The sequence below is a fragment of the Pseudomonas sp. FSL W5-0299 genome, from assembly GCF_005930655.1.
Taxonomy (GTDB): Bacteria; Pseudomonadota; Gammaproteobacteria; order Pseudomonadales; family Pseudomonadaceae; genus Aquipseudomonas; species Aquipseudomonas mandelii.
The window spans coordinates 114,592-135,370 of sequence record NZ_RXHX01000016.1 but is presented as its reverse complement, the minus strand read 5'-3'; the positions used below and the strand labels follow the sequence as shown (position 1 = coordinate 135,370).

Here is a 20,779-nt window from a genome sequence, read left to right as displayed (position 1 = left end):
ATCCCGAACTCAGCAGTGAAACGATGCATCGCCGATGGTAGTGTGGGGTTTCCCCATGTGAGAGTAGGTCATCGTCAAGATTAAATTCCCAAACCCCTATCTGCGTATGCAGGTAGGGGTTTTGTTTTGTCCGCAGGAAAGTTCTCCTCAAGCTACAACACAAATTTGCACAGTTATTTTCGACTCATGACACTAGAATAGGTCCAACTTTTTTCGGAGCCAGAGCCCTTATGCCAGATCCGGTTGACGCCCCCGGGCTGTCAGAATTACCGCTGGACGACTTGGTGGCCTGCCATGAGTGTGACTTGCTGATGCGCAAGCCTGAGCTTGCCCATGGCGAGAAAGCCCTGTGCCCGCGCTGCGGTTACGAACTCTACGCCCATCGGCACAACGTAGTGCAGCGCAGTCTCGCGTTGGTCATCGCCGCGCTGTTGTTGTACATCCCGGCGAACTTTTTACCCATCATGCAGCTCAATCTACTCGGGCAATCGTCGCAAGACACCGTCTGGACCGGCGTTGTCGGTCTGTTCGATACCGGCATGCAAGGCGTCTCGGTGATTGTGTTCCTGTGCAGCATGGGAATCCCGTTGCTCAAGTTGCTCTGCCAATTGGCCGTGCTATTGAGCATCCGGTTTGATATCGGACGCAGCTACGGTTTGCTGCTCTACCGTATTTATCACCATCTAAGGGACTGGGGGATGCTCGAGGTTTACCTCATGGGCGTACTGGTGGCGATCGTAAAACTGGCAGATATGGCAGCCATTACAGTAGGTCTCGGTTTGGCCTGCTTTATCAGTTTGTTGTTGGTCCAGGTCTGGTTGGAGGTCGTGATGTCGCCTCATCAGATCTGGCAGGCTTTGTCAGGAGAGGATGCCCATGCGGGCGATTGATGCAGGCATTCTGATTTGCACCGAATGCCATGAATTGAACAAGCAGGAAGCCGACACCGACGAGCAAACCTGCACCCGTTGCGGTGCGCTGGTGCACGCCCGTCGCCCGAACAGTGTCATGCGGACCTGGGCACTCCTGGTCACCGCAGCGATTCTCTACATTCCGGCCAACGTGCTGCCGATCATGACTGTCAGCTCATTAGGGCAGGGCGATCCCAGCACCATCATGTCGGGCGTTATCCAGCTGGTTCAGCACGGCATGATTCCCATCGCCGCCGTGGTTTTTATCGCCAGTATTCTGGTGCCGACGTTCAAGCTGGTGGGCATCGCGCTGCTGCTGTTTTCAGTACAACGTCGCCAGCCCCTCTCGGCACGCCAACGAATCTGGATGTACCGCTTTATCGAGTTCATCGGCCGCTGGTCGATGCTGGACATCTTCGTGATCGCCATCCTGGTGGCGGTCGTGAATTTCGGACGGCTTGCCAGCGTCGAAGCCAATCTTGGCGCCATCGCTTTCGCCAGTGTGGTGATTTTGACGATGCTTGCCGCAGTTACTTTCGATCCCCGACTGATTTGGGATAACACGGAGTCGGACGACGACCATGACTGATTTGCCTACAGCTAAAACCCGACCGGCTTCGAACTGGTCTGCCATCTGGGTGCTGCCCCTGATCGCCCTGATCATCGGCGGCTGGCTCGGCTGGCGTGCCTATAGCGAAACTGGCATCGAGATACAGGTGCGTTTCGAAAGCGGTGAAGGCATTCAGGCCAACAAGACTGAAGTCGTCTATAAGGGCATGCCAGTCGGCAAGGTGAAAACCCTTAAGCTCGATGACGAAGGCAGTTCCAAAGGTGTGATCGCCACCGTCGAGATGAACAAGGACGTGGAGCAATACCTCAAGACCAGCACCCGTTTCTGGCTGGTCAAACCGAGCGTGACCCTGGCTGGTATCACCGGGCTGGAAACGCTGGTGTCCGGCAACTACGTGGCCATCAGCCCCGGCGAGGGCGAGCCTACCCGCAAGTTCAAGGCCCTGGCTGAAGAGCCCCCGCTGTCAGACTCTCAGCCCGGCCTGCACCTCACCATCAAGGCTGATCGTCTCGGTTCACTGAATCGCGGCAGCCCCGTGTTCTACAAGCAGATCAAGGTCGGCCAGGTCAAAAGCTACTTGCTGTCGGAAGATCAAAGCACAGTCGAGCTCAAAGTGTTCATTGAGCCCACCTACGCCAATCTGGTGCGCAAACACACCCGTTTCTGGAACGCCAGCGGCATCAGCATCGACGCCAACCTGTCTGGTGTAAAAGTGCGCAGCGAATCGCTCGCCAGCATCGTCGCCGGCGGTATCGCTTTCGCCACGCCGGAGAACCGCAAGGACAGCCCGCCCACCGATCCAAGCCTGCCGTTTCGCCTCTACGAGGACTTCGATGCCGCCGCTGCCGGTATTCGGGTCAAGGTCAAACTCAGCGATTTCGAAGGCCTGCAGGCCGGCCGTACTCCGGTCATGTACAAAGGCATCCAGGTCGGCAACCTGAAAGCACTGAAGGTCGATCCGGACCTGAATGCCGCCACTGCCGAATTGACACTTGATCCACTGGCCGAGGATTACCTGGTCGAAGGCACTCAGTTCTGGGTGGTCAAACCGTCGATTTCCCTTGCGGGCATCACCGGGCTGGAGGCCTTGGTCAAAGGTAACTACATCGCTGTGCGACCGGGCGACAAAGGGGCCGCGCCGCAACGTGAATTTGTGGCCAGACCCAAGGCGCCGCCGTTGGACCTGCGTTCGCCCGGTCTGCACCTGGTGTTGTTCACCGAAAACCTGGGTTCGCTGGAAGTCGGCAGTCCGATTCTCTATAAGCAGGTCAAGGTTGGTTCGGTGCAGAGCTATCAGTTCTCCAAAAAGAAGAAGCAACTGGTGATCGGTGTCCACATCGAGAAGGAATACGAAGGCTTGGTCAATGCCTCGACACGCTTCTGGAATGCCAGCGGAATCACGCTCACAGGCGGACTGACCGGTGGAATCCAGGTCAAAAGTGAATCGTTGCAAAGCCTGATGGCCGGCGGCATCGCTTTCGAAACCCCCGAAGCCAAGGCGCCGTTGCAAAAACGCATTCCGCGTTTCCGCCTGTTCGCCAGCCATGAGGAAGCCAACCAGAAAGGCGCCGTGGTTACGATCAAGGTCGATCGCGCCGATGGCTTGCGCAGTGGCACTCCCGTGAGATTCAAAGGCTTGGATGTCGGCAAGATCGAAGATGTCGACCTCAGTGATGACCTGCAATCGGTGATGCTCACCGCACGAATCACCGAAGTGCCGGAGCGCATTGCCCGGGTCGGCAGTCAGTTCTGGGTGGTCAAGCCTGAGTTGGGCCTGATCAAGACCTCCAACCTGGAAACGCTGGTAACTGGCCAATACATCGAAGTGCAGCCAGCAGCGAAGAATCTGGGGCCGCAGAAGAACTTCGTCGCCCTGGCCACTCCACCGGAATCGGCCAAGCAAGAAGCCGGTTTGAGTCTGGTGTTGAGCGCCGCTCGCCGTGGTTCACTGAAAATCGGTGTGCCGGTGACGTACCGCGAGGTCACCGTGGGCAAGGTGACGGGCTATGAATTGGGTCAGACCGCTGACCGTGTGTTGGTGCACATTCTGATCGAGCCGAAATACGCGCCCTTGGTGCGCAGCGGCACACGTTTCTGGAACACCAGCGGTTTCGGGTTCGACTACGGCTTGTTCAAAGGCGCGACGGTCCGTACCGAATCGTTGGAAACGCTGATTCAGGGCGGTATCGCCTTCGCCACGCCGGAGGGTGATCGCATGGGCAATCCGGCGCGGCCTGAGCAGACGTTCCCGCTGTTCGACAAGTTTGAAGATGAATGGCTGACCTGGGCGCCGAAGATTTCACTCGGTAAATAGACTATTGGTGTTCCTGCTGCCGCCATCGCGAGCAGGCTCGCTCCCACAAGGTATTTGCTGAGACCACGGATTTGTGATCGACACCAACCCCCTGTGGGAGCGAGCCTGCTCGCGAAGAGGCCCTCAAGTACACTGAATCACTAAAAAGATATGCCCAAAAAAAGGCCGCGATCCATTGGATCGCGGCCTTTTTAATGCCTTCGATTAACGCAAATCAAACCGCGTCCAGCTCCGGCTCATCTGCTTCAACGTTAACCACAGTCTTCACCTCATCATGCCGACGGATGTACTTCCAGTCCGCCTCATCGATGTAGATCCCGTTTGGCCCACTGCCACCTTCCAGGTCGATCGCCACACTGGCGCAAACCTGCGGTTTCACACTCGCCAGGATCGGCACAAAGCCCAATTGCAGGCTGGTTTCCAGCAGCGCAGCCTGGTTCTTCTCGTCGATGTCCGCCGCCTCGTCGAGGTAGTACGGCAGGCGCACGCGACCGGCTTGATCACGGTCCATCAAGTGCAGCAACAAGTACATGTTGGTCAGCGCCTTGATGGTCATCGTGGTGCCGTTGGAGGCCGCGCCGTCGATGTCGGTGTGAATCACCGGCTGGCCGTTGACCTTGGTAATCTCGAACGCCAGTTCGAACAAGTCCTTGAGGCCGAGCTGGTTGTGGTTAGCCGCCACCAGACGGGCCAGGTATTCCTTGGCTTCTTCGTTCTTGTTGTCCTGATCGGCGCTTTGGCTCAGGTCGAAGACCGAAAGGGTTTCGCCTTCCTCGTACTGACCGGCGCTGTGGATGATCTGGTCGATGTGCTTGAGGGCTTCCTTGTTCGGCGCGAGCACGATGCGGAAGCTCTGCAGGTTGGAGACCTGACGTTTGTTGATCTCGCGGTTGAACAGCGCCAGTTGATGCTCAAGGCTGTCGTAGTCGCTGCGGATGTTGCGCAGGGTCCGGGCGATGTCGGTCACCGCCGCACGGCGCGCCTTGCCGAGGGTCAGCGCTTCGTCGGTGCGGTGCGCGTAAGCGTTGATCAGCAGTTGCAGGCGACGCTCCATATCGTCTTCGCTGTCGAACTTGGCCACGCCCTTGAGGCGAACCTGCGCATAAAGCGCCTCGATCTGGCCGTCGCTGCGCTGCAAACCCTGCCAGCTGTCCTGATAGTCGTTGAGCAGCGGCAGCAGGTTGTCCATGGAATCATCGATCGGGTCCATGAACGGCGTACCGAACGGCAGGTCTGCGGGCAACAGCTGCCGGCGGCGCAGAGCGTCGTCTAGGGTGCGTTGCTTGGCTTCCATGTCGCCGATCTGCCGGCCGACCAGTTGCAGCTTGGCGGACAGTTGCTGGACGCGCTCGGTGAAGGCATCGCTGGAACGCTTCAATTCGTCCTGCGCCGCTTCCATCTGCGCCAGTTGCTCCAGCTTGTCGCCTTCTTCGGCGCTCAGGGTTTGTGCACGGCGGAAATCTTCCAGGGCTTTTTGCGCATCCAGCACTTGCTGGTACAGCGCTTCGGTCTGGGTCTTGCTCGCTGCGCGGTCGGCGACCACGGCAGCCTGGGTTTTCAGTTGCTTGAGTTCTTTCTCCAGGCGGTCTTTCTGATCGCGCAATGCCGCGCGGTCGGCCAGGGCTTGCAGGGCTGGCGGCTCAATGTGCGAGATGTCGATGGTCAGGCCTGGTACTTCGAAACGCTCGCCTTTGAAGCCGTCGAGGATCAGCTCCAGGGATTTGACCCACTGACCGTCCTCATCCAGCGTAATGCCATGCTCACCCAGCGGCAGGCTGAACAGCGCGCTGTTGAACAGACGCATCAAACGCTCAACGTCCTGCTGCGAGAACTCTTCGCGCAGACGGGCGTAGCTGTTGTTGTCGGCGTGATCGAGTTGCTGTTTCACCGATTTCAGGCGTTTTTCCAGGTCCCGCAGACGTTCTTCGAGGTCTTCGGCAGAGAACTGCCGCGACTGGGCCAGCGCACCGGCCAGTTCATCGTGCGCGTCCTTGGCCGCGAGCAGTTGCTGCTCCAGCACTTTGACGTCATCGACCAACGCGAAGCGATTCTTCAACGCCGAGAGTTCTCCGAGCCAACGCTGGATGCCGGTTATTTCCCGCTCCAGGCGCATCAACTCCTGAGTGCCGCCACGCTGATCGTTTTGCAGCGCGTCCTGTTCGTTGCGGTAGTGCTCGGCCTGAATCGTCAGCTCTTCCTTGCGCGCACTGGCGTAATCCGACCAAGTGCCAAGCAACGAATCGAGCAGCGGAGAGATACGGTGCAACTTGCCGCGCAGAATATTGCGCTGGGTCACGCCGGCGGCGAGGGCTTCAACCAACGGGCCGGCGGTGACCAGCGAGTTGTAGTCCTGCTCCATGCGGCGTACATCGCGGAACGCTTCTTCGCACGCGGCGATGTAATCGACGCTGCCGGAACGCAGACTGTGTTCAAACGCATCGAGGAACAGCTGCTTGAGCTTGGCCGCGGTGATTTCGCGCATGTGCAGCAGGTTGATGAACAGTGCGCGGAACGTCTTCAGGCTCTGCTCGCTGGTGGAGCGCAGCGGGATCAGGGTCAGGTCCAGCGGGATTGAGGTGTGACCGCCGACCAGCAAGCGACGCAGCTCATCCGGCTTGAGTTCATAGGCTTTCAGGCCCTCACGCTCAAGGTTGGTGAACAGCTCTTTCTGGCGCAGGCAGGTGTCGTTCTTCTGGTAATGCGCCAGGTCCAGTTTGCCGGCGTAGGCAAAGAACTGGTGACCGAAACCACCGCCCGGGCCACGCCCGACCACGCCGATGACGTGCGGGCCGTGGGGCAGCGAGACTTCGACCAGGATGTAACTGGTGTCCGAGGCGAAGTAGAAACGACGGGATTGTTCCAGGCTGTACTTGCCGAAACTCATGTCCGACATGCGCGCCAGAATCGGAAACTGCAACGCGTTGATCGAGGCGGATTTACCGAGGTTGTTCGCGCCGTAGACCGACAACGGTTCTTCCAGTGGAAACAGGCCGAGGCTGTAACCGGCGGTGTTCAAAAGGGCAAAGCGGCGAATGCCGTAGCGTTCCTTGCTCATGCGTCGGTCTCCTGTTCTTCTGCAATGGCGCGGGCCATGGCGTCTTCTTCGCTTTCTTCTTCGAAGTCACTCAGATCGAGCGGATCATCGGTTTGCAGCAGTTTTTCGTCGCTGTCGTCATCGATCAGCACCGGAACCGGCAGCGGTAAGACGCTGTGCAGGCTGGCCGCCAGATCGCGGTCTTGTTGAACCGACAGGCAAACGTCGAGGAAACGATGCATCGGCGGCAGGAAGCGGTAGATGCCGTTTTCTTCGCCGGCAAAACCGAGCTGGGTCATGCGGCGCATGATTTTTTCTTCGAGTTCTTCCACGGTCTGCACTTCGGCCTGGATGAACAGGTCGCGGTATTTTTCCAGCAAGGACGGCAATTCATCGCGGCCGAGGCTGCCACCGTCGAGTACGGCGACCGGGTCACGGCCCTGATCCGCCAAGTGCTCGACGAGGATGAAGGTGAACAACGCCAGACGTTGCGCAGTCTTGTTCACCGCTGCCGCCGCAAGGTCCGGCACGAAGTAATAGAAACCACGGGTGTCGCAGACCAACTCATAGCCCAGCGCCCTGAACAGCGTGCGGTACTGGTCCTGGAAGTTCGACAGTTGCGCGTACAACTCCGGGTCGCGGCGGCTGACGTGGTAGCCCTTGAACAGCTCGCGAAAGATCGGCGCCAGTTGGGACAGTTCGGATAGATCAAGATGCATGTGGGGTGCTCGCAGAATCCTCGGCGGCGGTGTCGCGGGCCGAGAGCAGGGCGAAGGAGCGCAGGCTGACCTGGTGCTCGTGAGTGTGGTAATCGCGGCGTTCCAGACGCTCGCGTGTGAAGCGTTTTTCCCGCGACAGGCGCGAGAACCAATAAAGCAATTCGTCGGTGGCGCCGTCCGGCTCCTGCTCCAGCAGCCAGGTCATCAGGTCCGGCATCGGCAGGGCGTCTTCGCAGCGTTCGAGCATTTCCCGAACCGTGCGTGGCGCGCGCGGCGCTTCGCCTTTCTGCGTTTTGTGGGCCTTGGGGAAGCGCGCCGGTTTCGGCTCGAATCGGGCCAGCGCATAAACGTAGGCTTCGACCTGACTGGCGCTGCCGAGGAAGGTGCTTTGCGGGCGGGTGAACATCGGCATCGCCGCTTGCGGCACCGCATCGATGCCTTTGCGACGAATGGCCGACAAGGCCAGCGCAGCGCCTCGGGTCACGGCGTTGTGTCGACGGGCTTCTTCACGCAACGGCAGCAGCAATTCGCGGGCGTGGCGCAGGGTCAGTTGGGCGCTGGTCTGCATTTCGAGGATGCGTGCGTGAGTACGCAGCAGCATGTCGTCGTCGACCAGGTGACCGAGGCGCTGTTGTTCGGTGAGCATGCGCAGCAGGACGTTCTCGACCTTGCGCACGCCTTGCTCGAAGGCGCCGTCGGCGTTCACCAACTGAATCATCGGCTCGACGTATTCGTCCCAGGTCGCCAGTACTTCGGCGTAACGCTGACGCAGCGGGATCTGCCGGTCGCTGGTCTTGGCGCGTTCGGCGACGGCCACCAGGGCCTGTTCGTCGTTGGCGAGTTTCTTCAATACATCGCGTACGCGCATGTCGAGCAAACGCAATTGGCGCGCCAGATCGTGGCCATCGCGAATGTCGAAAGCGTCCTGGATATAACCGGCCAGACGTTCGAGGTGACGCAGATAGGCTTCGATCTCCAGGCACAGGCCCAGACGGTGCTCACGGCGCAGGTAAGCGAGGAAGTCGTGGATCTGCGCATTGAGCTCGAAACGGTTCGGGCTTTTTGCCACGGGAACCAGAATGTCGAGGCGGATCCACACGTCCAGCAGGCTGGTGATGTCCTGCGGCGTACTGTCGAGTTGCTGGGCGGCCAACTGTGAACGCAGTTCGTTGAGGCTCAATGTGCCTTGGTCGAAGTGCTCGCACAGTGGCTCCAGAAGTGCCCAGTGTTCAGCGAGGGCGCGCAAGACGCGCTTGGGTTCGATCATCGGAATGGCCGGCTGGTTGGCGATTAAAAGCCGCGATTGTACTGCATCGGGACCGATGCGATTCACTCTCGGGACGGGCTGTCGCTGTTTCTAAGGGAAAGAGTATCGATCAAGCGCGGGCGATCTTGAGCGAAGGGCGGTAGAATCAGCGCACTTTAGTTATCCACAAGTGGCCGACCTTTGCTAATCGAGTCCCGTCGCCGCGCCTATTTGACTGCCATGCAGGTGGTCAACTGGCTGCCGCGCACTGAATTGCCCTTTGCCGCGCCATCGCGTCCCGAGCTGATGGAGATGCCGGAGCCGTTGGTCGTCGCGCCGGTGGTGCCTGCCTCTGTGCCAGCACCTGCCGCTGCGCCAGTGGTGGCACCGACGGAGCGCGTCAAGATCGAGGTGCCGCGGCCATCGCTGGCCAGCACCCGCACGAACGCCAAGGTCGAAGAAGACGCCGCGCCGGTCGTCGCCAAGTCTGTGCCAGTGCCGCCACCGCGTTTTTCCCTGCAATTGCTGCGCGCTGGTCGGTGCCTGCTATTGGTCGAGTTACCCACAGGCGAAACGTTCCAGACCCGCGATCCAGCCTATCTGCTGCTCAAAGACATGCTGCGCGCCGCCGGTCTGCCGGACAGCCCGCAGATCATCGGCGAGCCGGTGCGCTGGCCGCTGTTGGCCCGGGGCACCATGGATCAGGGGCCGGAAGCCGCTCGGGACTTCGTGCAAGGTTTTCTCTCGGCCCGGCTGGAAGACGCTCCGTGCGTTTGCGTGTGGCTGATCGGCCTGCCAGCGGTGCGTTTTGCCGGTGAGGCGAACGCCGAATCCTTCAACCGTGAACTCCAGGTCGAAGGCCTGGGCTCGGTCTGGGCCCTGCCGGGCCTGGAATTATTAATGGAAGAGCCACAGCGTAAGGCTGATGTCTGGCAAGCCATGCGTCGGCTGATGGCGCGCTGGAAAGAATCAAATGAGTGACGCTGTATCGTTCCGCCCGATGACCGAGGCGGACCTGGACGCTGTACTGAAAATCGAATACGCGGCGTACAGCCATCCCTGGACCCGCGGGATTTTTCTGGATGGGCTGGGCAAGTACCAGATCTGGCTGATGTTCGAAGGGCAGCAACAGGTCGGTCACGGCGTGGTGCAGATCATTCTGGATGAAGCGCATCTGCTCAACATCACCGTCAAGCCCGAGAATCAGGGCCGTGGGCTGGGTTTGACGCTGCTGGAGCATTTGATGTCCCGGGCGTATAACGCCAAGGCGCGGGAATGTTTTCTGGAAGTGCGCGACAGCAACCGTGGCGCGTTCAAGTTGTATGAGCGTTATGGGTTTAACGAGATTGGGCGGCGGCGGGATTACTACCCCGCGGTGGGAGGGCGGGAAGATGCCGTGGTCATGGCCTGCACTTTGGTCGACTGAGCCTTTTTGAAGCTTCGCGGGCAAGCCTCGCTCCTACAGGACTGGTGTCTTACCCATCCCGTAGGAGCGAGGCTTGCCCGCGAAGGCGTCCTGACTGACATCTACGATCAACGATTACCGTCCATCGGATCCCGCCGCGCCATCTCCGCCTCATCCAGCCCATTGCCCCCGCCAATATCGTCTTCATCGACAATACTCAAATCCCAATCCGCCTGATTGCCCTCACCGGCCTCATGGGCATCCCGCGCACCGTCTTCACGGATCAACGTTTCCGGGCTCATGTCATCATCTGTAGACTCATGGTCATCGGTCGAGGCCCCCGTCATGCCCGCTTCACGCACACGTTCCCGAGGCATCAGCCGTTCGCGCTCGGTTTCCGGCAGTTCGTCGCCTATTTTCGCGCTGGGTTCTTCCTCGTCGAAATCCAGTTCATGCATCGAACCCATGCGGTCTTCGTTGTCGTCGATGGGCTCGGGCTGCACCGCATCGTACGGACGTCGTGAATCAGTCATGGCAATTCCTCATACTGTGGGCCTTACTAGGGTGGACCCGCTGAACTCCTGAGAATTCCACCCGGCATTACTTGCATCAAGCGCGTGACCCCGACGGGCGGTTGTCTGTCAAACCAGCGCATCATTCTTGAGGCTTTACAGCATGAACGAATTACAAGATCTGATTGATAACAACGAACGCTGGGCCGAGGCGATCAAACAGGAAGATCCGGACTTCTTCTCCAAGCTGGCTCGCCAACAGACGCCGGAATACTTGTGGATTGGCTGTTCCGACGCCCGGGTGCCTGCCAACGAGATCGTCGGCATGCTGCCCGGCGACCTGTTCGTCCACCGCAACGTGGCCAACGTGGTGCTGCACACTGACCTCAACTGCCTGTCGGTGATTCAGTACGCGGTCGACGTGCTCAAGGTCAAACACATCCTCGTCACGGGCCACTACGGCTGCGGCGGTGTGCGCGCTTCGATGCAGGATCGCCAGCTGGGCCTGATCGACGGCTGGCTGCGCTCGATCCGTGATCTCTATTACGAGAAGCGTGAAGAACTGGCCGGGTTGCCGACCGAAGAAGAACGGGTCGACCGTCTCTGCGAGCTCAACGTGATCCAGCAAGTGGCCAACGTCGGCCATACCAGCATTGTGCAAAACGCCTGGCATCGCGGGCAGAACCTGTCGATCCATGGTTGCATCTACGGCATCAAGGATGGCCGGTGGAAAAGCCTGAACACGACCATCAGCGGTTTTGAGCAATTGCCGCCGCAGTACCGACTGCGTCCGGTCGAAACGCTGTAAAACGGTTCAACAGAGACTGCGCCGACGCCAGTGGTGGAAATACAACTGGCCGTCGGCGTTCGGCTGTTCATCGTAGCCGCAGATCCAGCCTCGACACTCCGGGGACCCGCACTGACAGGCGAACTGGCGCAGCAGTTTGTCTTCGGTCGTGGCGTAATCCATCGTCAAGTTGTCGCCTTTATTAATATCCGTCAGTGCCCACAACCACATTTCGCTCATGTCGAGAAAGACATTGGGGTCGCAGGAGTGCCTCAGCAGCCCGCTGAAGTGTGGGTCGTAGACGTGGATACCAGGCGCCAGTTGCCGGGTATGTCGATGGCGATAAGGCACGAGATGCCCCGACACGCGGCAGATTCGGCTGATCTGTGGAAATTCGCGCAGGGCTACGATGGCCGCGGCCAATCCACTCGCGTTGTAGATAATCTCGAAATCGACCCGGGAAGGAAATCCAAGGCCTGGCGGTAGCTCCGGGAATGGATAGAATCCATCGGGAGCTCGCGCCAGGGGCCCGTGCAGGGAATGAGGTTTCATAACGATCCTTGTCGGCAGCGCGTTGCGATTTCCCAACTGACGTCCTGTCAGCCCTGCAACACAGGGGGTTACCTCAAGATCTCGCAAATGAAACGACGGGTCTACTGTCAGAACTGACAGAAGGAAAGTGCGCTTTTGCGCGTAAGCCTTCGCTCACACGCAAACGTGCAAGGGCGTTTACAGCGCAGGCGCCGGAGCCGCAGTCACAGGTGCCGGGGCTTGCAGCTGTTTGAGCTCGGACTGGATCGGCGTCGTCGCGCATTTGGCCACGGCTTGTTCAGGCGTCAGGTTACGGATCGAGGTGTAGAACAGCTCGCAGGTTTTTTCTTTCTGGGTCACTTGCCACGTCTGTGTGCAGCCTTTCAGCTGAGCGGTCGGGTCGGTCCCGGGTTTGCTGCCCATACCGGCCTGCCAGCAGGCGGCGCTCAAATCCTGGCCCATGACTTTCAGGCCCGCGGCATCGGCCTTGGCCTGAGCATCGTCGCCGGTGTAGCTCTCTGGGTTGGCGGCGTACCAGATGTAGCTCGGGTGGTTGGAGCCCAGCACCGGCACCTTCACCCCGGCGCTCGGGCTGATCGTGGCCAGACCCAGCACATTCACGGTCGGCCCGTATTGCTGCTTGATCCAGTTACGCACCGGTGCGCCAAACGCGACCATCGGCAACGTGGCACCGCTGGCGTTCTGGCTGACTTCCTTGACCATGGTGGTCTGGTAGTCCTTGAAGTAGTCGTAGACACCTTCCAGATCCTTGCCTGCACTGGCCGGCGCCGCAATCGGCGCGATATCAATGATGGTCTGGTAACCCGGCGTCTGATCGGCGGGGATACCGTTGTCGGTCAGCAGCGTGGCCCAGCGATCCGTGGTGGCGGAGCGCAGGTAATCCTGGGCCTGTGTCAGGGAGTAATCCGGCGGGAAATGCAGCAGCTCGACGCTCTTGCGGTTTTCCAGGGCCATGCCCAGTGGCAGGAACAGATACCAGCTGTAAGCCCACTTGCCATCAACGTTGAGCTTTTTGGCGCCCGTGTAGGCCAGATCACCGGCATTGAGCAGCGCGGACAACGGTTTTTCGTAACCCTTCGGCACGCCGCTGATGTCGGCGTAGAGCTGACCGTTATCGGTTTTGACCCGCACTTTCGCAGTGCTGTAGCCATCGCGCTGTACGCTTTGCGTCAGGTAGTGCTCGACGGTTTGCTCAAGCGTCCAGTTGCGGAAGCAGACGACGTTGCAGTTGTTGGGGTAGGCGAACAGCCGCGTGACGCGTTCGGTGCTGCCCAGTTTCAGATCGACATTGGCGTGGGCGGCGGCGCTCAGGGTAAGGGCCGCGAGGGTAAGTCCTGTCAGTTTGAACATGCTCAGATCCTTTTCAGCGTGGGCCGCGTTGATCGCGGGCGATAGTTACTTAAGCAGATCGGCCGGCAATCGCTCACCTGAACATCAAATGAGTCAGGTGATATTCCGGAAAATACATCCGACACACGAAGATGACGCCGACCATCACCAGCAAAAACACCAACTGCAACGGACTGAAGTGCGCCCAATGCAGCGCCGTCAGCCAGGGACGCCGAGCGGCCAGTTCAGGATCGAGCTGACCGATACGGCGTTTGTGCAAGAGACCGATCAGCATGAAACCGACATAAGTCGCCATGCCCGGCCAACCCAACAGAAGCCCGAACAGCAACGTGAGGACGGCTTGCGGAACACCGTGTCGCATCACCAACCAACGGGTATCCGGGTTCCAGTGGCGGGGGACCAGGCCTTCGGTCAGCCACAGGTCCTGGACAACGACATGCGAGATGATCGGCACCCACCAACTCATGGCGAAACGGAAGAACCAGACCGGCACGCAGGCGAATGCCAACGGGATAAATATCATTGGAATGCTGATGCTGAAGCCTTTGGATTTGTATTCGGTCGGGAAATAAAACAAAAACAGCGCCAGTGCGATGCCCGCCCAGACACGCACCCAGGTTTCGTCGGCGATGGGGCGCGGCAGGAAACGTCGCCAGTGAAAAACATCGGCGTGGGGCAACCGCAAACGCAATTGCGGATAACGCCACTTGAGGGTTTGCGCAAGGTCATGACAGGCCTGCCATTCGTTCTGGCCAAAGCCGTCGATCATTTTCTTTTGTTGGCCAGGCTGCATCGGATTCATCAGCAAGTGCGCGGCTTGAACGTCAGCGGCCCAGGTCCGGTTGTCTTGGGCCTTGGCCTGCAGGCTTGCGTAGAAGCTTTCCTGATTGCAGCGCTCAATCAGTGCCTGCCAGAGCGACATCGGTTCAGGATGAATGCCTTTTTTATCGTCCCAGCCAAACACCTGACCGACGCGATCGAACAGTGGCAGGCTCCATTCGGTGTCGTTGAACAATTGCAGGAGGATCCGCTGCCACTCCTGACGTCGATCGAACACCTGCAGCCAGGGTTGCACGGTGTAACTTTTGAGCTGTGTCAGGAATTCCCGCTCCTTGCCGGTTTCGAGCAACTCCTGCAACGCCTGCCGATAATCCTGCAGCAAGCCGCTGGCGAGAGCGTCTCGCTGCCAATCGGTCATTTCGACGTTTTGCCAGGGCGCGAGCCAATCGAGGTGCTGGACCGCCCAGGCGGCAATCGAATTGCGCAAGCCCGGATGATCGAAGCACAACGCCAGTAATCGCTGCTCAAACGCTTTGGCGCAGTGCTGTTGTTGCGCTTGGGCCCAGCGCTCGGACAGATTCTGCTCGGAGAGTCCGTCGAGCAAGGTGCGCGCCGCGAGTTCGTCCGGCGCTGCAACCGGTTCGTGAAGGGGCTCGGGGTTGGACGGTGCAAGGTTCAGCGAGCGCAGAGGGGGCGGACTTTCAAGGTTCAAGGGCCGAAGTGGAGGCGGATTTTGAAGGCTCAACGGACGCACGCCGAGCACATCGGACCCTGCCTGGAGGTCGGTGTGATTGGGCTTCTCGACAATGTCGACCGTTGCGACTTCATGTTCTTCGGCGGCGTATTCGGCTCGCCATTGCGCAACACCCAGCGCCTGCTCATAGGCTTCACGCAAGCGCTGAAAGCCTTCGGGATCTTCATCGGGCCGGAAGGTTTTCAGCAGCCTTGCATAGCTTCGCTTGATGGTGCGCGCATCAGCGTCTTCGGGCAGTTCCAGCACAGACCAGCAATCCATGTTGCTGCTCCTTAGTGCCAGAGACCGTTGTCCAGCGTGCCCAGTTGCTGGGTCAGTTCACTGCGCGCTTCACGGATCCGCCGTTCATCCTGCGAATCAAGCACGTGCTGAAACTGTTTGGCCCAATGAGCAATCTGTTCACGCATCTGCCCCAGACTTTCCTGATAGAGACGCTCAAGACGTGCGGTCAACACCGTATTGACCTGCTGATCGCGCGGATGAATCTTCAACAGCGCCAGGCCCTCCAGGCGTTCCTGAATCTCTTCGGGTGTGAGCACGCCGGGGTTGTTTTCGATGACCAGCGAATGCTTGTCGCCCGTCAGGGGAATGACCACCTGGGCTTCGAGCAAACCGTTGTTGTCGTAGGTGAAACGCACGTCGAGGGCGACTTCGCCGGCCTTGCGTTTCGGCACTTTGATGTCCAGTTCGCCCAATGCCACGTTGTCTTTGACCAGACGGCTTTCGCCCTGAAAGATCTTCAGCAGCACGTGCTCTTGGTTATCTTGCAATGTGTACACCGTCTTGACCCGGCTCACCGGCACGATGCTGTTGCGCTCGATGATCGGCAAGTAATGCCCGCTTTCGTACTGCTGGCCGATTTGGGTCGAAGTCTCGATGCCCAATGTGTAAGAACAGACGTCGGTCAGCACCACTTCTTCCAGCGCGGCGGAGCGTGCTTTCAAGGCAGCCTGGATCGCCGCACCGTGGGCCACGACTTCGTCCGGATCGAGACTGATCGAAGGGAAACGCCCAAACAGGCCGGCCGCCAGTTTGCGCACCAGCGGCATGCGCGTCGTACCACCTACCAGCAGGATTTCGTCGAGATCACTGACCCGAATCCGCGCGTCTCTCAGGGCCCGCTCGATCGGTGTGCGCAGGCGTTCGAGCAGCGGCGTGTAGAGCGTGGCCAATTGCGCTTGGGTGATGGTTTGCGTCCATTGCTGGCCGTCGACCCGCAGGCTGAATTCGGCGCTGCTGTCCTGGCCCAGGGCTTTGCGCACGCGCTCGGCCTCGCGACGCAAAGGCTGGATGATGCTGTTGCGGTCAGGAAAGTTGTCGGTGTTGCGATGGTGCTCAAGGAAATGCTCAAGCAGCACGCTGTCGAAATCTTCACCACCCAGGAAGTTGTCGCCCGCGCTGGCGCGCACTTCCATGACCCCGTCGAAGAGCTCCAGGATCGACACGTCGAAGGTGCCGCCGCCGAGGTCGAACACCAGGAACGAAGTTTCCTTGTCCCGTTGATGCAGTCCATACGCCAGCGCCGCAGCGGTTGGCTCGTTGATCAGTTTTTCAACCTTCAGACCCGCCAGCTCACCGGCAATGCGCGTGGCCTTGCGCTGGGCATCGCTGAAGTAGGCCGGCACGCTGATCACCGCTTCATGCACGGTTTCGCCGAAGGCCCGCTCGACGTCTTCCTTCAGGCTCTTGAGCACCAGCGCCGAAAGCTCCTCGGGACGGAATGACCGGTCTCCCAGACGCACTTCCGTAGCGCTGCCCATGTGCCGCTTGAACAGCGAAGCGGTCTGGCGCGGGTGAGTGTGCAAACGCTCGCGGGCAGCCTGGCCGACCAGAACCCGGCCCTGATCATCGAGACCCACCACGCTGGGAGTGAGGAACTGGCCGAGTGCATTGGGCACCAACTCGCTGGACTCCCCGCGCCAGACGGCAACGAGGCTGTTGGTGGTTCCCAGGTCAATCCCTACGATCATGGCGATGAACTCCCTTTCCGGCCTGCAAAAAGTTGATACAGATAATATTCGCGCAAGGATATTACCGGAGCAGCGGGGCGGTAAAGGAAAGTAGTGGCACTGAGCTATTATTTGCGGCGGGACGTGCTTTGGTCCGCAAGCGTGGGATGTGACAGAGGGTTACAAGAGGTGCAGTGTCTACCGCTCTCGAGCACTGCTAGACTGGCGCAGTATTGGACTTGGCAAAGGTCACCCATGAAACCTTCTACTGCACTGGATCTAAAACGAGCAGCCGTCCGCGAGGTCGTCGGTCGATTTCGTACGTCCAACCCTCGTGTATTTGGTTCCGCGTTACTCGGGACAGATAAAGAAGGGAGTGACCTTGATTTACTGGTGGACGCTCTCCCAGGGGCCACGCTTTTCGATCTCGGAGGGCTTCAAGTCGAGCTCGAAGATTTGCTGGGGGTCAGTGTTGATCTGCTGACGCCGGGAGATCTTCCGTTGAAGTTTCGTCAGCAGGTACTCGAACAGGCTCGTCCCGTATGACTGTTAACCGTCTCGCAGATTACCTTGACCATATGCGGCAAGCCGCAAGCGATGCGCTGATTTTTGTCGAAGGCTTGAGTAAAGAAGAGTTTTCCGAAGACAAACGTACCCAGCAAGCTGTGATCATGAGCCTCATCATTATTGGTGAAGCAGCCACCAAAGTAATGGATGGCTATGCGGATTTTGCGAGCGAAAATTCACAAGTGCCATGGCGCAGCATGCGAGGTATGCGCAACCGCATTGCTCACGGCTATTTCGATATCAATCTCGAAGTGGTGTGGGATACCGTTCAGACGGCCTTGCCTGAGTTGTTGAAGGTTTTACCCTCCGATCAAATCTGATTGCACCTGCTTTGCACAGGTGCAATCAACTTCGTTTACGGCATCACCGGCGGCGTATACGTCAGCGTCGTCCCCAGCGCCCACAGCAAAAACAGCACCAGCGGCGTGTGCACCAGCAATTGCACGAACGAGAAGCCAATCAAGTCCCGCGCCTTCAACCCGAGCACGCCCAGCAGCGGCAGCATGTAGAACGGGTTAATCAGGTTCGGCAGGGCTTCAGCCGCGTTGTAGATTTGCACGGCCCAACCCAGGTGGTAATTCAGGTCGGTGGCCACCTGCATGACATAAGGCGCTTCGATGATCCATTTGCCGCCGCCGGATGGAATGAAGAAACCGAGAATCGCCGAGTAAACGCCCATCAGCAGCGCATAAGTGTCGTGGGACGCAATGCTGACGAAGAAGGTCGAGATGTGGTGGGCCAGGGTCTGCGCGTCAGTGCCTTTGACCGTGGTCATCAGCGCAGCGATCGAGCCGTAGAGCGGAAACTGGATTAGCACGCCGGTGGTGGTTGGCACCGCTCGCGATACGGCATCGAGGAAGCTGCGCGGGCGCCAGTGCAGCAGCGCGCCGAGCATGATGAACAGGAAGTTGTAAGTGTTCAGGCCCGAGATCGCGCTGATCGCCGGTTTAGTCGAAAACTCGTGGAACAGCCACCCCGCTGCCAGCAGCACCAGCAAAATTGTCAGCAGCGGGCTGTGCTCCAGCCATTCGCCGGGGCGGGTGCGCGGTTGCAGCGGTGGCAGGTTGAAGCTCGGGTCAATGCCGCAGGCTTCGGCGTCGCGGGCTGTTTTCGGCCCCGGCGCGGTGGCGTAGGCGATGATCAGCGAAATCACGATCAGTGCCAGCAACATGACGCCGGACTGCCAGAGAAAAATGGTCTGGGTGAACGGAATGACGCCGGTGATCGACAGAATCGAGGGTGGCAGGCTGGCCGGGTTGGCCTGTAATTGCGCGGCGGACGACGACAGGCCCAAGGCCCACACGGCGCCAAGGCCCAGATACGCGGCAGCACCGGCGGCGCGGTAATCCATTTTCAGGTCGGTGCGGCGAGCGAGGGCGCGCACCAGCAGACCGCCGAACACCAGCGACAGGCCCCAGTTCAGCAGCGACGCCACCATGGAAATCAACGCGACCCAGGCCACGGCCGAGCGGCCGTTTTTCGGGATCCGGGCCAGGCGGTCGATGAGTTTCACCGCGGGCGGGGAGCTGGCGACCACATAACCGCCGATGACCACGAACGCCATCTGCATGGTGAACGGGATCAGGCTCCAGAACCCATCACCGAAAGCCATGGCCGCGTCAGTGGGTTTGGCGCCCATGAACAGGGTCGCCACGGCCACGATGATCACCGCCAGCGCGGCAAACACCCACGAGTCGGGGAACCAGCGTTCGGCAAAACTTGAACAGCGCAGGGCAAAGCGGGCGGAGCGGGTATCTTCGATATCAGCGGCCACGGGAGTACCTCGAATTTTTATGTTTATTGTGGTCTTTGGGGCGGCAAAGGCCCGTCTGGACAGGTGCCAACAGTAATTCAATCGGTCATTTTTTTGTGACGAAGATTAACCCGTCTGAGACTTTGGTCTAACGGGTTGTCGGTGGACGCGTTTGCGTAGACCATGGGCGCCTTGGTTTTTTGCCCGTGCCAGAGTTCTTTTCATGACTGCCAATACCGATTCGCGCCCGACGCCGTTCAGCCGCTCGGACTACAAGACCCTTGGCCTGGCGGCCCTTGGCGGCGCCCTGGAAATCTACGATTTCATCATTTTCGTCTTTTTCGCGCTGACCCTCAGCCAGCTGTTTTTCCCACCGGAAATGCCCGAGTGGCTGCGCTTGCTGCAAAGCTTCGGGATTTTCGTGACGGGTTATCTGGCGCGCCCATTGGGCGGCATTCTGATGGCGCATTTCGCCGACCGGCTGGGGCGCAAGAAGGTCTTCAGCCTGAGCATCCTGATGATGGCGCTGCCGTGCCTGCTGATCGGCATCATGCCGACCTACGCCCAGATCGGCTATTTCGCACCGCTGCTGCTGTTGGTCCTGCGGGTCCTGCAGGGCGCTGCGGTCGGCGGTGAAGTGCCGAGCGCCTGGGTGTTCGTCGCCGAGCACGCGCCGGCCGGGCATCGCGGTTATGCCCTGGGCTTCTTGCAAGCCGGGCTGACCTTTGGCTACCTGATCGGCGCCCTGACCGCGACCTTTCTGGCGCAGGCGTTCACCCCGACGGAAATCCTCGATTACGCCTGGCGTTACCCGTTCCTGCTGGGCGGCGTGTTCGGGGTGATTGGCGTCTGGCTGCGCCGCTGGCTTAGCGAAACCCCTGTGTTCATGGCCATGCAGGCCAAGCGCGAGGCCGCTGTCGAACTGCCGCTACGCACGGTCTTGCGCGAACATCGCCTGGCGATATTGCCAGCGATGCTCCTCACCTGCGTACTGACGTCGGCGGTGGTGGTGTTCGTGGTCATCACCCCGACCATGATGCAGAAAACCTTCGGCATGACTGCCAGCCACACCTTCGCCTTGAGTGCCTTGGGCATTGTGTTCCTGAACATCGGCTGTGTACTCGCCGGGCTGCTCGTCGATCGCATCGGCGCCTGGCGCACGGTCATGCTCTATAGCCTGCTGCTGCCGCTGGGCATCGGCGTGCTTTATACGTGCCTGATCACCGGGGGCCAATGGATCGGCTTGGCCTACGCGATTGCCGGACTCGGTTGCGGGGTCGTCGGCGCGGTGCCGTCGGTGATGATCAGCCTGTTTCCCGCGCGAATTCGCGTCTCGGGGATTTCCTTCACCTACAACATTGCCTACGCAGCGTGGGCGAGTGTCACACCGTTGTTGCTGATCGGTCTGATGCCGTGGAGTCCGTGGATTTGCGTGATCTTCAGTGCGGTGATGGGCGCGGTGGGCGTGAGCAGCGCTGCTTATTTCGGTACACGGATGCCCCGGGTTGAACATTGCCCGGCCGCTGGCACGGCATGAGCGCAAGGTCACGCAGGCGTGCCGCAACTATTTTTGTA

The 20,779-nt window shown here is 59.6% G+C and carries 18 protein-coding genes and 1 rRNA gene; 10 read left to right on the top strand and 9 right to left on the bottom strand.

Features of this window, described 5'->3' with window-relative positions; genetic code table 11:
• The 4 genes from rrf to FHL16_RS19720 all read left to right on the top strand — a co-directional run.
• A 5S ribosomal RNA gene (gene rrf, locus FHL16_RS35075) occupies positions 1–80 on the top strand; the annotation flags it as partial.
• Positions 81–230: 150 nt separating this feature from the next.
• Positions 231–890, top strand: a complete 660-nt coding sequence (locus FHL16_RS19730) for a paraquat-inducible protein A (protein ID WP_077749035.1) — start codon at positions 231–233, stop codon at positions 888–890.
• On the top strand, positions 877–1,500 hold the full coding sequence (locus FHL16_RS19725; RefSeq protein ID WP_010458355.1) for a paraquat-inducible protein A: 624 nt from the start codon (positions 877–879) through the stop codon (positions 1,498–1,500). The genes FHL16_RS19730 and FHL16_RS19725 overlap by 14 nt, the downstream gene beginning before the upstream one ends.
• Positions 1,493–3,796 carry a PqiB family protein gene (locus tag FHL16_RS19720; RefSeq protein WP_077749034.1) on the top strand — a complete coding sequence of 768 codons (2,304 nt, stop codon included), beginning with the start codon at positions 1,493–1,495 and terminating at the stop codon, positions 3,794–3,796. The genes FHL16_RS19725 and FHL16_RS19720 overlap by 8 nt, the downstream gene beginning before the upstream one ends.
• 214 nt (positions 3,797–4,010) lie before the next feature.
• Here the strand turns inward: FHL16_RS19720 and mksF are convergent, their stop codons facing one another.
• The 3 genes from mksF to mksB are packed head-to-tail and all read right to left on the bottom strand — an operon-like array spanning position 4,011 to position 8,816.
• Positions 4,011–6,851, bottom strand: a complete 2,841-nt coding sequence (gene mksF / locus FHL16_RS19715; RefSeq protein ID WP_077749033.1) for an Mks condensin complex protein MksF — start codon at positions 6,849–6,851, stop codon at positions 4,011–4,013.
• Positions 6,848–7,549 carry an Mks condensin complex protein MksE gene (gene mksE, locus FHL16_RS19710; protein WP_077749032.1) on the bottom strand — a complete coding sequence of 234 codons (702 nt, stop codon included), beginning with the start codon at positions 7,547–7,549 and terminating at the stop codon, positions 6,848–6,850. The genes mksF and mksE overlap by 4 nt, the downstream gene beginning before the upstream one ends.
• The gene (gene mksB / locus FHL16_RS19705; protein ID WP_010458351.1) at positions 7,539–8,816 is read right to left on the bottom strand and encodes an Mks condensin complex protein MksB; all 1,278 of its coding nucleotides are present in this window, start codon (positions 8,814–8,816) and stop codon (positions 7,539–7,541) included. The genes mksE and mksB overlap by 11 nt, the downstream gene beginning before the upstream one ends.
• A 219-nt stretch (positions 8,817–9,035) precedes the next feature.
• On the opposite strand from mksB, the gene FHL16_RS19700 reads away from it, so the two are divergent.
• Positions 9,036–9,776 carry an energy transducer TonB gene (locus tag FHL16_RS19700; RefSeq protein WP_077749030.1) on the top strand — a complete coding sequence of 247 codons (741 nt, stop codon included), beginning with the start codon at positions 9,036–9,038 and terminating at the stop codon, positions 9,774–9,776.
• A complete protein-coding gene (gene rimI, locus FHL16_RS19695; RefSeq protein ID WP_077749029.1) occupies positions 9,769–10,221 on the top strand; it encodes a ribosomal protein S18-alanine N-acetyltransferase in 453 nt (150 codons plus the stop codon). Before FHL16_RS19700 ends, rimI begins: the two co-directional genes overlap by 8 nt.
• A 107-nt stretch (positions 10,222–10,328) precedes the next feature.
• Here the strand turns inward: rimI and FHL16_RS19690 are convergent, their stop codons facing one another.
• Positions 10,329–10,733, bottom strand: coding sequence for a hypothetical protein (locus tag FHL16_RS19690; protein ID WP_010458344.1), 405 nt, complete (start codon positions 10,731–10,733; stop codon positions 10,329–10,331).
• Positions 10,734–10,875: 142 nt separating this feature from the next.
• Between FHL16_RS19690 and can the strand changes: the two genes are divergently transcribed.
• Positions 10,876–11,520, top strand: coding sequence for a carbonate dehydratase (gene can, locus FHL16_RS19685; protein ID WP_010458342.1), 645 nt, complete (start codon positions 10,876–10,878; stop codon positions 11,518–11,520).
• Between the two features lie 6 nt (positions 11,521–11,526).
• Here the strand turns inward: can and FHL16_RS19680 are convergent, their stop codons facing one another.
• The 4 genes from FHL16_RS19680 to FHL16_RS19665 all read right to left on the bottom strand — a co-directional run bounded on the left by FHL16_RS19680 (position 11,527) and on the right by FHL16_RS19665 (position 16,905).
• Entirely contained in the window at positions 11,527–12,051 is a 525-nt protein-coding gene (locus FHL16_RS19680; protein ID WP_077749028.1) for an SET domain-containing protein-lysine N-methyltransferase, read from the bottom strand.
• A gap of 177 nt (positions 12,052–12,228) precedes the next feature.
• The gene (locus tag FHL16_RS19675; RefSeq protein WP_077749027.1) at positions 12,229–13,401 is read right to left on the bottom strand and encodes a hypothetical protein; all 1,173 of its coding nucleotides are present in this window, start codon (positions 13,399–13,401) and stop codon (positions 12,229–12,231) included.
• A gap of 73 nt (positions 13,402–13,474) precedes the next feature.
• On the bottom strand, positions 13,475–15,196 hold the full coding sequence (locus FHL16_RS19670) for a J domain-containing protein (protein WP_077749026.1): 1,722 nt from the start codon (positions 15,194–15,196) through the stop codon (positions 13,475–13,477).
• 11 nt (positions 15,197–15,207) lie between these two features.
• Positions 15,208–16,905 carry a molecular chaperone HscC gene (locus FHL16_RS19665; protein WP_077749025.1) on the bottom strand — a complete coding sequence of 566 codons (1,698 nt, stop codon included), beginning with the start codon at positions 16,903–16,905 and terminating at the stop codon, positions 15,208–15,210.
• Between the two features lie 234 nt (positions 16,906–17,139).
• Between FHL16_RS19665 and FHL16_RS19660 the strand changes: the two genes are divergently transcribed.
• Both FHL16_RS19660 and FHL16_RS19655 read left to right on the top strand, forming a co-directional pair.
• Positions 17,140–17,430 (top strand): nucleotidyltransferase family protein, encoded by a 291-nt coding sequence (locus tag FHL16_RS19660; RefSeq protein ID WP_010458330.1) that lies wholly within the window; start codon positions 17,140–17,142, stop codon positions 17,428–17,430.
• Positions 17,427–17,771: a HepT-like ribonuclease domain-containing protein gene (locus FHL16_RS19655; protein ID WP_010458329.1), complete on the top strand. Its 345-nt coding sequence runs from the start codon at positions 17,427–17,429 to the stop codon at positions 17,769–17,771. Before FHL16_RS19660 ends, FHL16_RS19655 begins: the two co-directional genes overlap by 4 nt.
• Before the next feature lie 35 nt (positions 17,772–17,806).
• On the opposite strand, the gene FHL16_RS19650 is transcribed toward FHL16_RS19655, so the two are convergent.
• The gene (locus tag FHL16_RS19650) at positions 17,807–19,225 is read right to left on the bottom strand and encodes a short-chain fatty acid transporter (RefSeq protein ID WP_010458328.1); all 1,419 of its coding nucleotides are present in this window, start codon (positions 19,223–19,225) and stop codon (positions 17,807–17,809) included.
• 202 nt (positions 19,226–19,427) lie between these two features.
• Between FHL16_RS19650 and FHL16_RS19645 the strand changes: the two genes are divergently transcribed.
• Complete coding sequence (locus tag FHL16_RS19645) at positions 19,428–20,741, top strand: MFS transporter (RefSeq protein ID WP_010458327.1); 1,314 nt, start codon at positions 19,428–19,430, stop codon at positions 20,739–20,741.
• Positions 20,742–20,779: the final 38 nt, after the last annotated feature.

Excerpts from the sequence above, each read along its gene's own strand:
- FHL16_RS19680 (WP_077749028.1), bottom strand. The coding sequence starts at position 12,051 with ATGAAACCTCATTCCCTGCACGGGCCCCTGGCGCGAGCTCCCGATGGA.
- FHL16_RS19645 (WP_010458327.1), top strand. The coding sequence starts at position 19,428 with ATGACTGCCAATACCGATTCGCGCCCGACGCCGTTCAGCCGCTCGGAC.
- FHL16_RS19690 (WP_010458344.1), bottom strand. The coding sequence starts at position 10,733 with ATGACTGATTCACGACGTCCGTACGATGCGGTGCAGCCCGAGCCCATC.
- FHL16_RS19665 (WP_077749025.1), bottom strand. The coding sequence starts at position 16,905 with ATGATCGTAGGGATTGACCTGGGAACCACCAACAGCCTCGTTGCCGTC.
- mksB (WP_010458351.1), bottom strand. The coding sequence starts at position 8,816 with ATGATCGAACCCAAGCGCGTCTTGCGCGCCCTCGCTGAACACTGGGCA.
- can (WP_010458342.1), top strand. The coding sequence starts at position 10,876 with ATGAACGAATTACAAGATCTGATTGATAACAACGAACGCTGGGCCGAG.
- FHL16_RS19670 (WP_077749026.1), bottom strand. The coding sequence starts at position 15,196 with ATGGATTGCTGGTCTGTGCTGGAACTGCCCGAAGACGCTGATGCGCGC.
- FHL16_RS19730 (WP_077749035.1), top strand. The coding sequence starts at position 231 with ATGCCAGATCCGGTTGACGCCCCCGGGCTGTCAGAATTACCGCTGGAC.
- mksE (WP_077749032.1), bottom strand. The coding sequence starts at position 7,549 with ATGCATCTTGATCTATCCGAACTGTCCCAACTGGCGCCGATCTTTCGC.
- FHL16_RS19675 (WP_077749027.1), bottom strand. The coding sequence starts at position 13,401 with ATGTTCAAACTGACAGGACTTACCCTCGCGGCCCTTACCCTGAGCGCC.
- FHL16_RS19725 (WP_010458355.1), top strand. The coding sequence starts at position 877 with ATGCGGGCGATTGATGCAGGCATTCTGATTTGCACCGAATGCCATGAA.
- FHL16_RS19655 (WP_010458329.1), top strand. The coding sequence starts at position 17,427 with ATGACTGTTAACCGTCTCGCAGATTACCTTGACCATATGCGGCAAGCC.
- rimI (WP_077749029.1), top strand. The coding sequence starts at position 9,769 with ATGAGTGACGCTGTATCGTTCCGCCCGATGACCGAGGCGGACCTGGAC.
- FHL16_RS19700 (WP_077749030.1), top strand. The coding sequence starts at position 9,036 with ATGCAGGTGGTCAACTGGCTGCCGCGCACTGAATTGCCCTTTGCCGCG.
- mksF (WP_077749033.1), bottom strand. The coding sequence starts at position 6,851 with ATGAGCAAGGAACGCTACGGCATTCGCCGCTTTGCCCTTTTGAACACC.
- FHL16_RS19720 (WP_077749034.1), top strand. The coding sequence starts at position 1,493 with ATGACTGATTTGCCTACAGCTAAAACCCGACCGGCTTCGAACTGGTCT.
- FHL16_RS19660 (WP_010458330.1), top strand. The coding sequence starts at position 17,140 with ATGAAACCTTCTACTGCACTGGATCTAAAACGAGCAGCCGTCCGCGAG.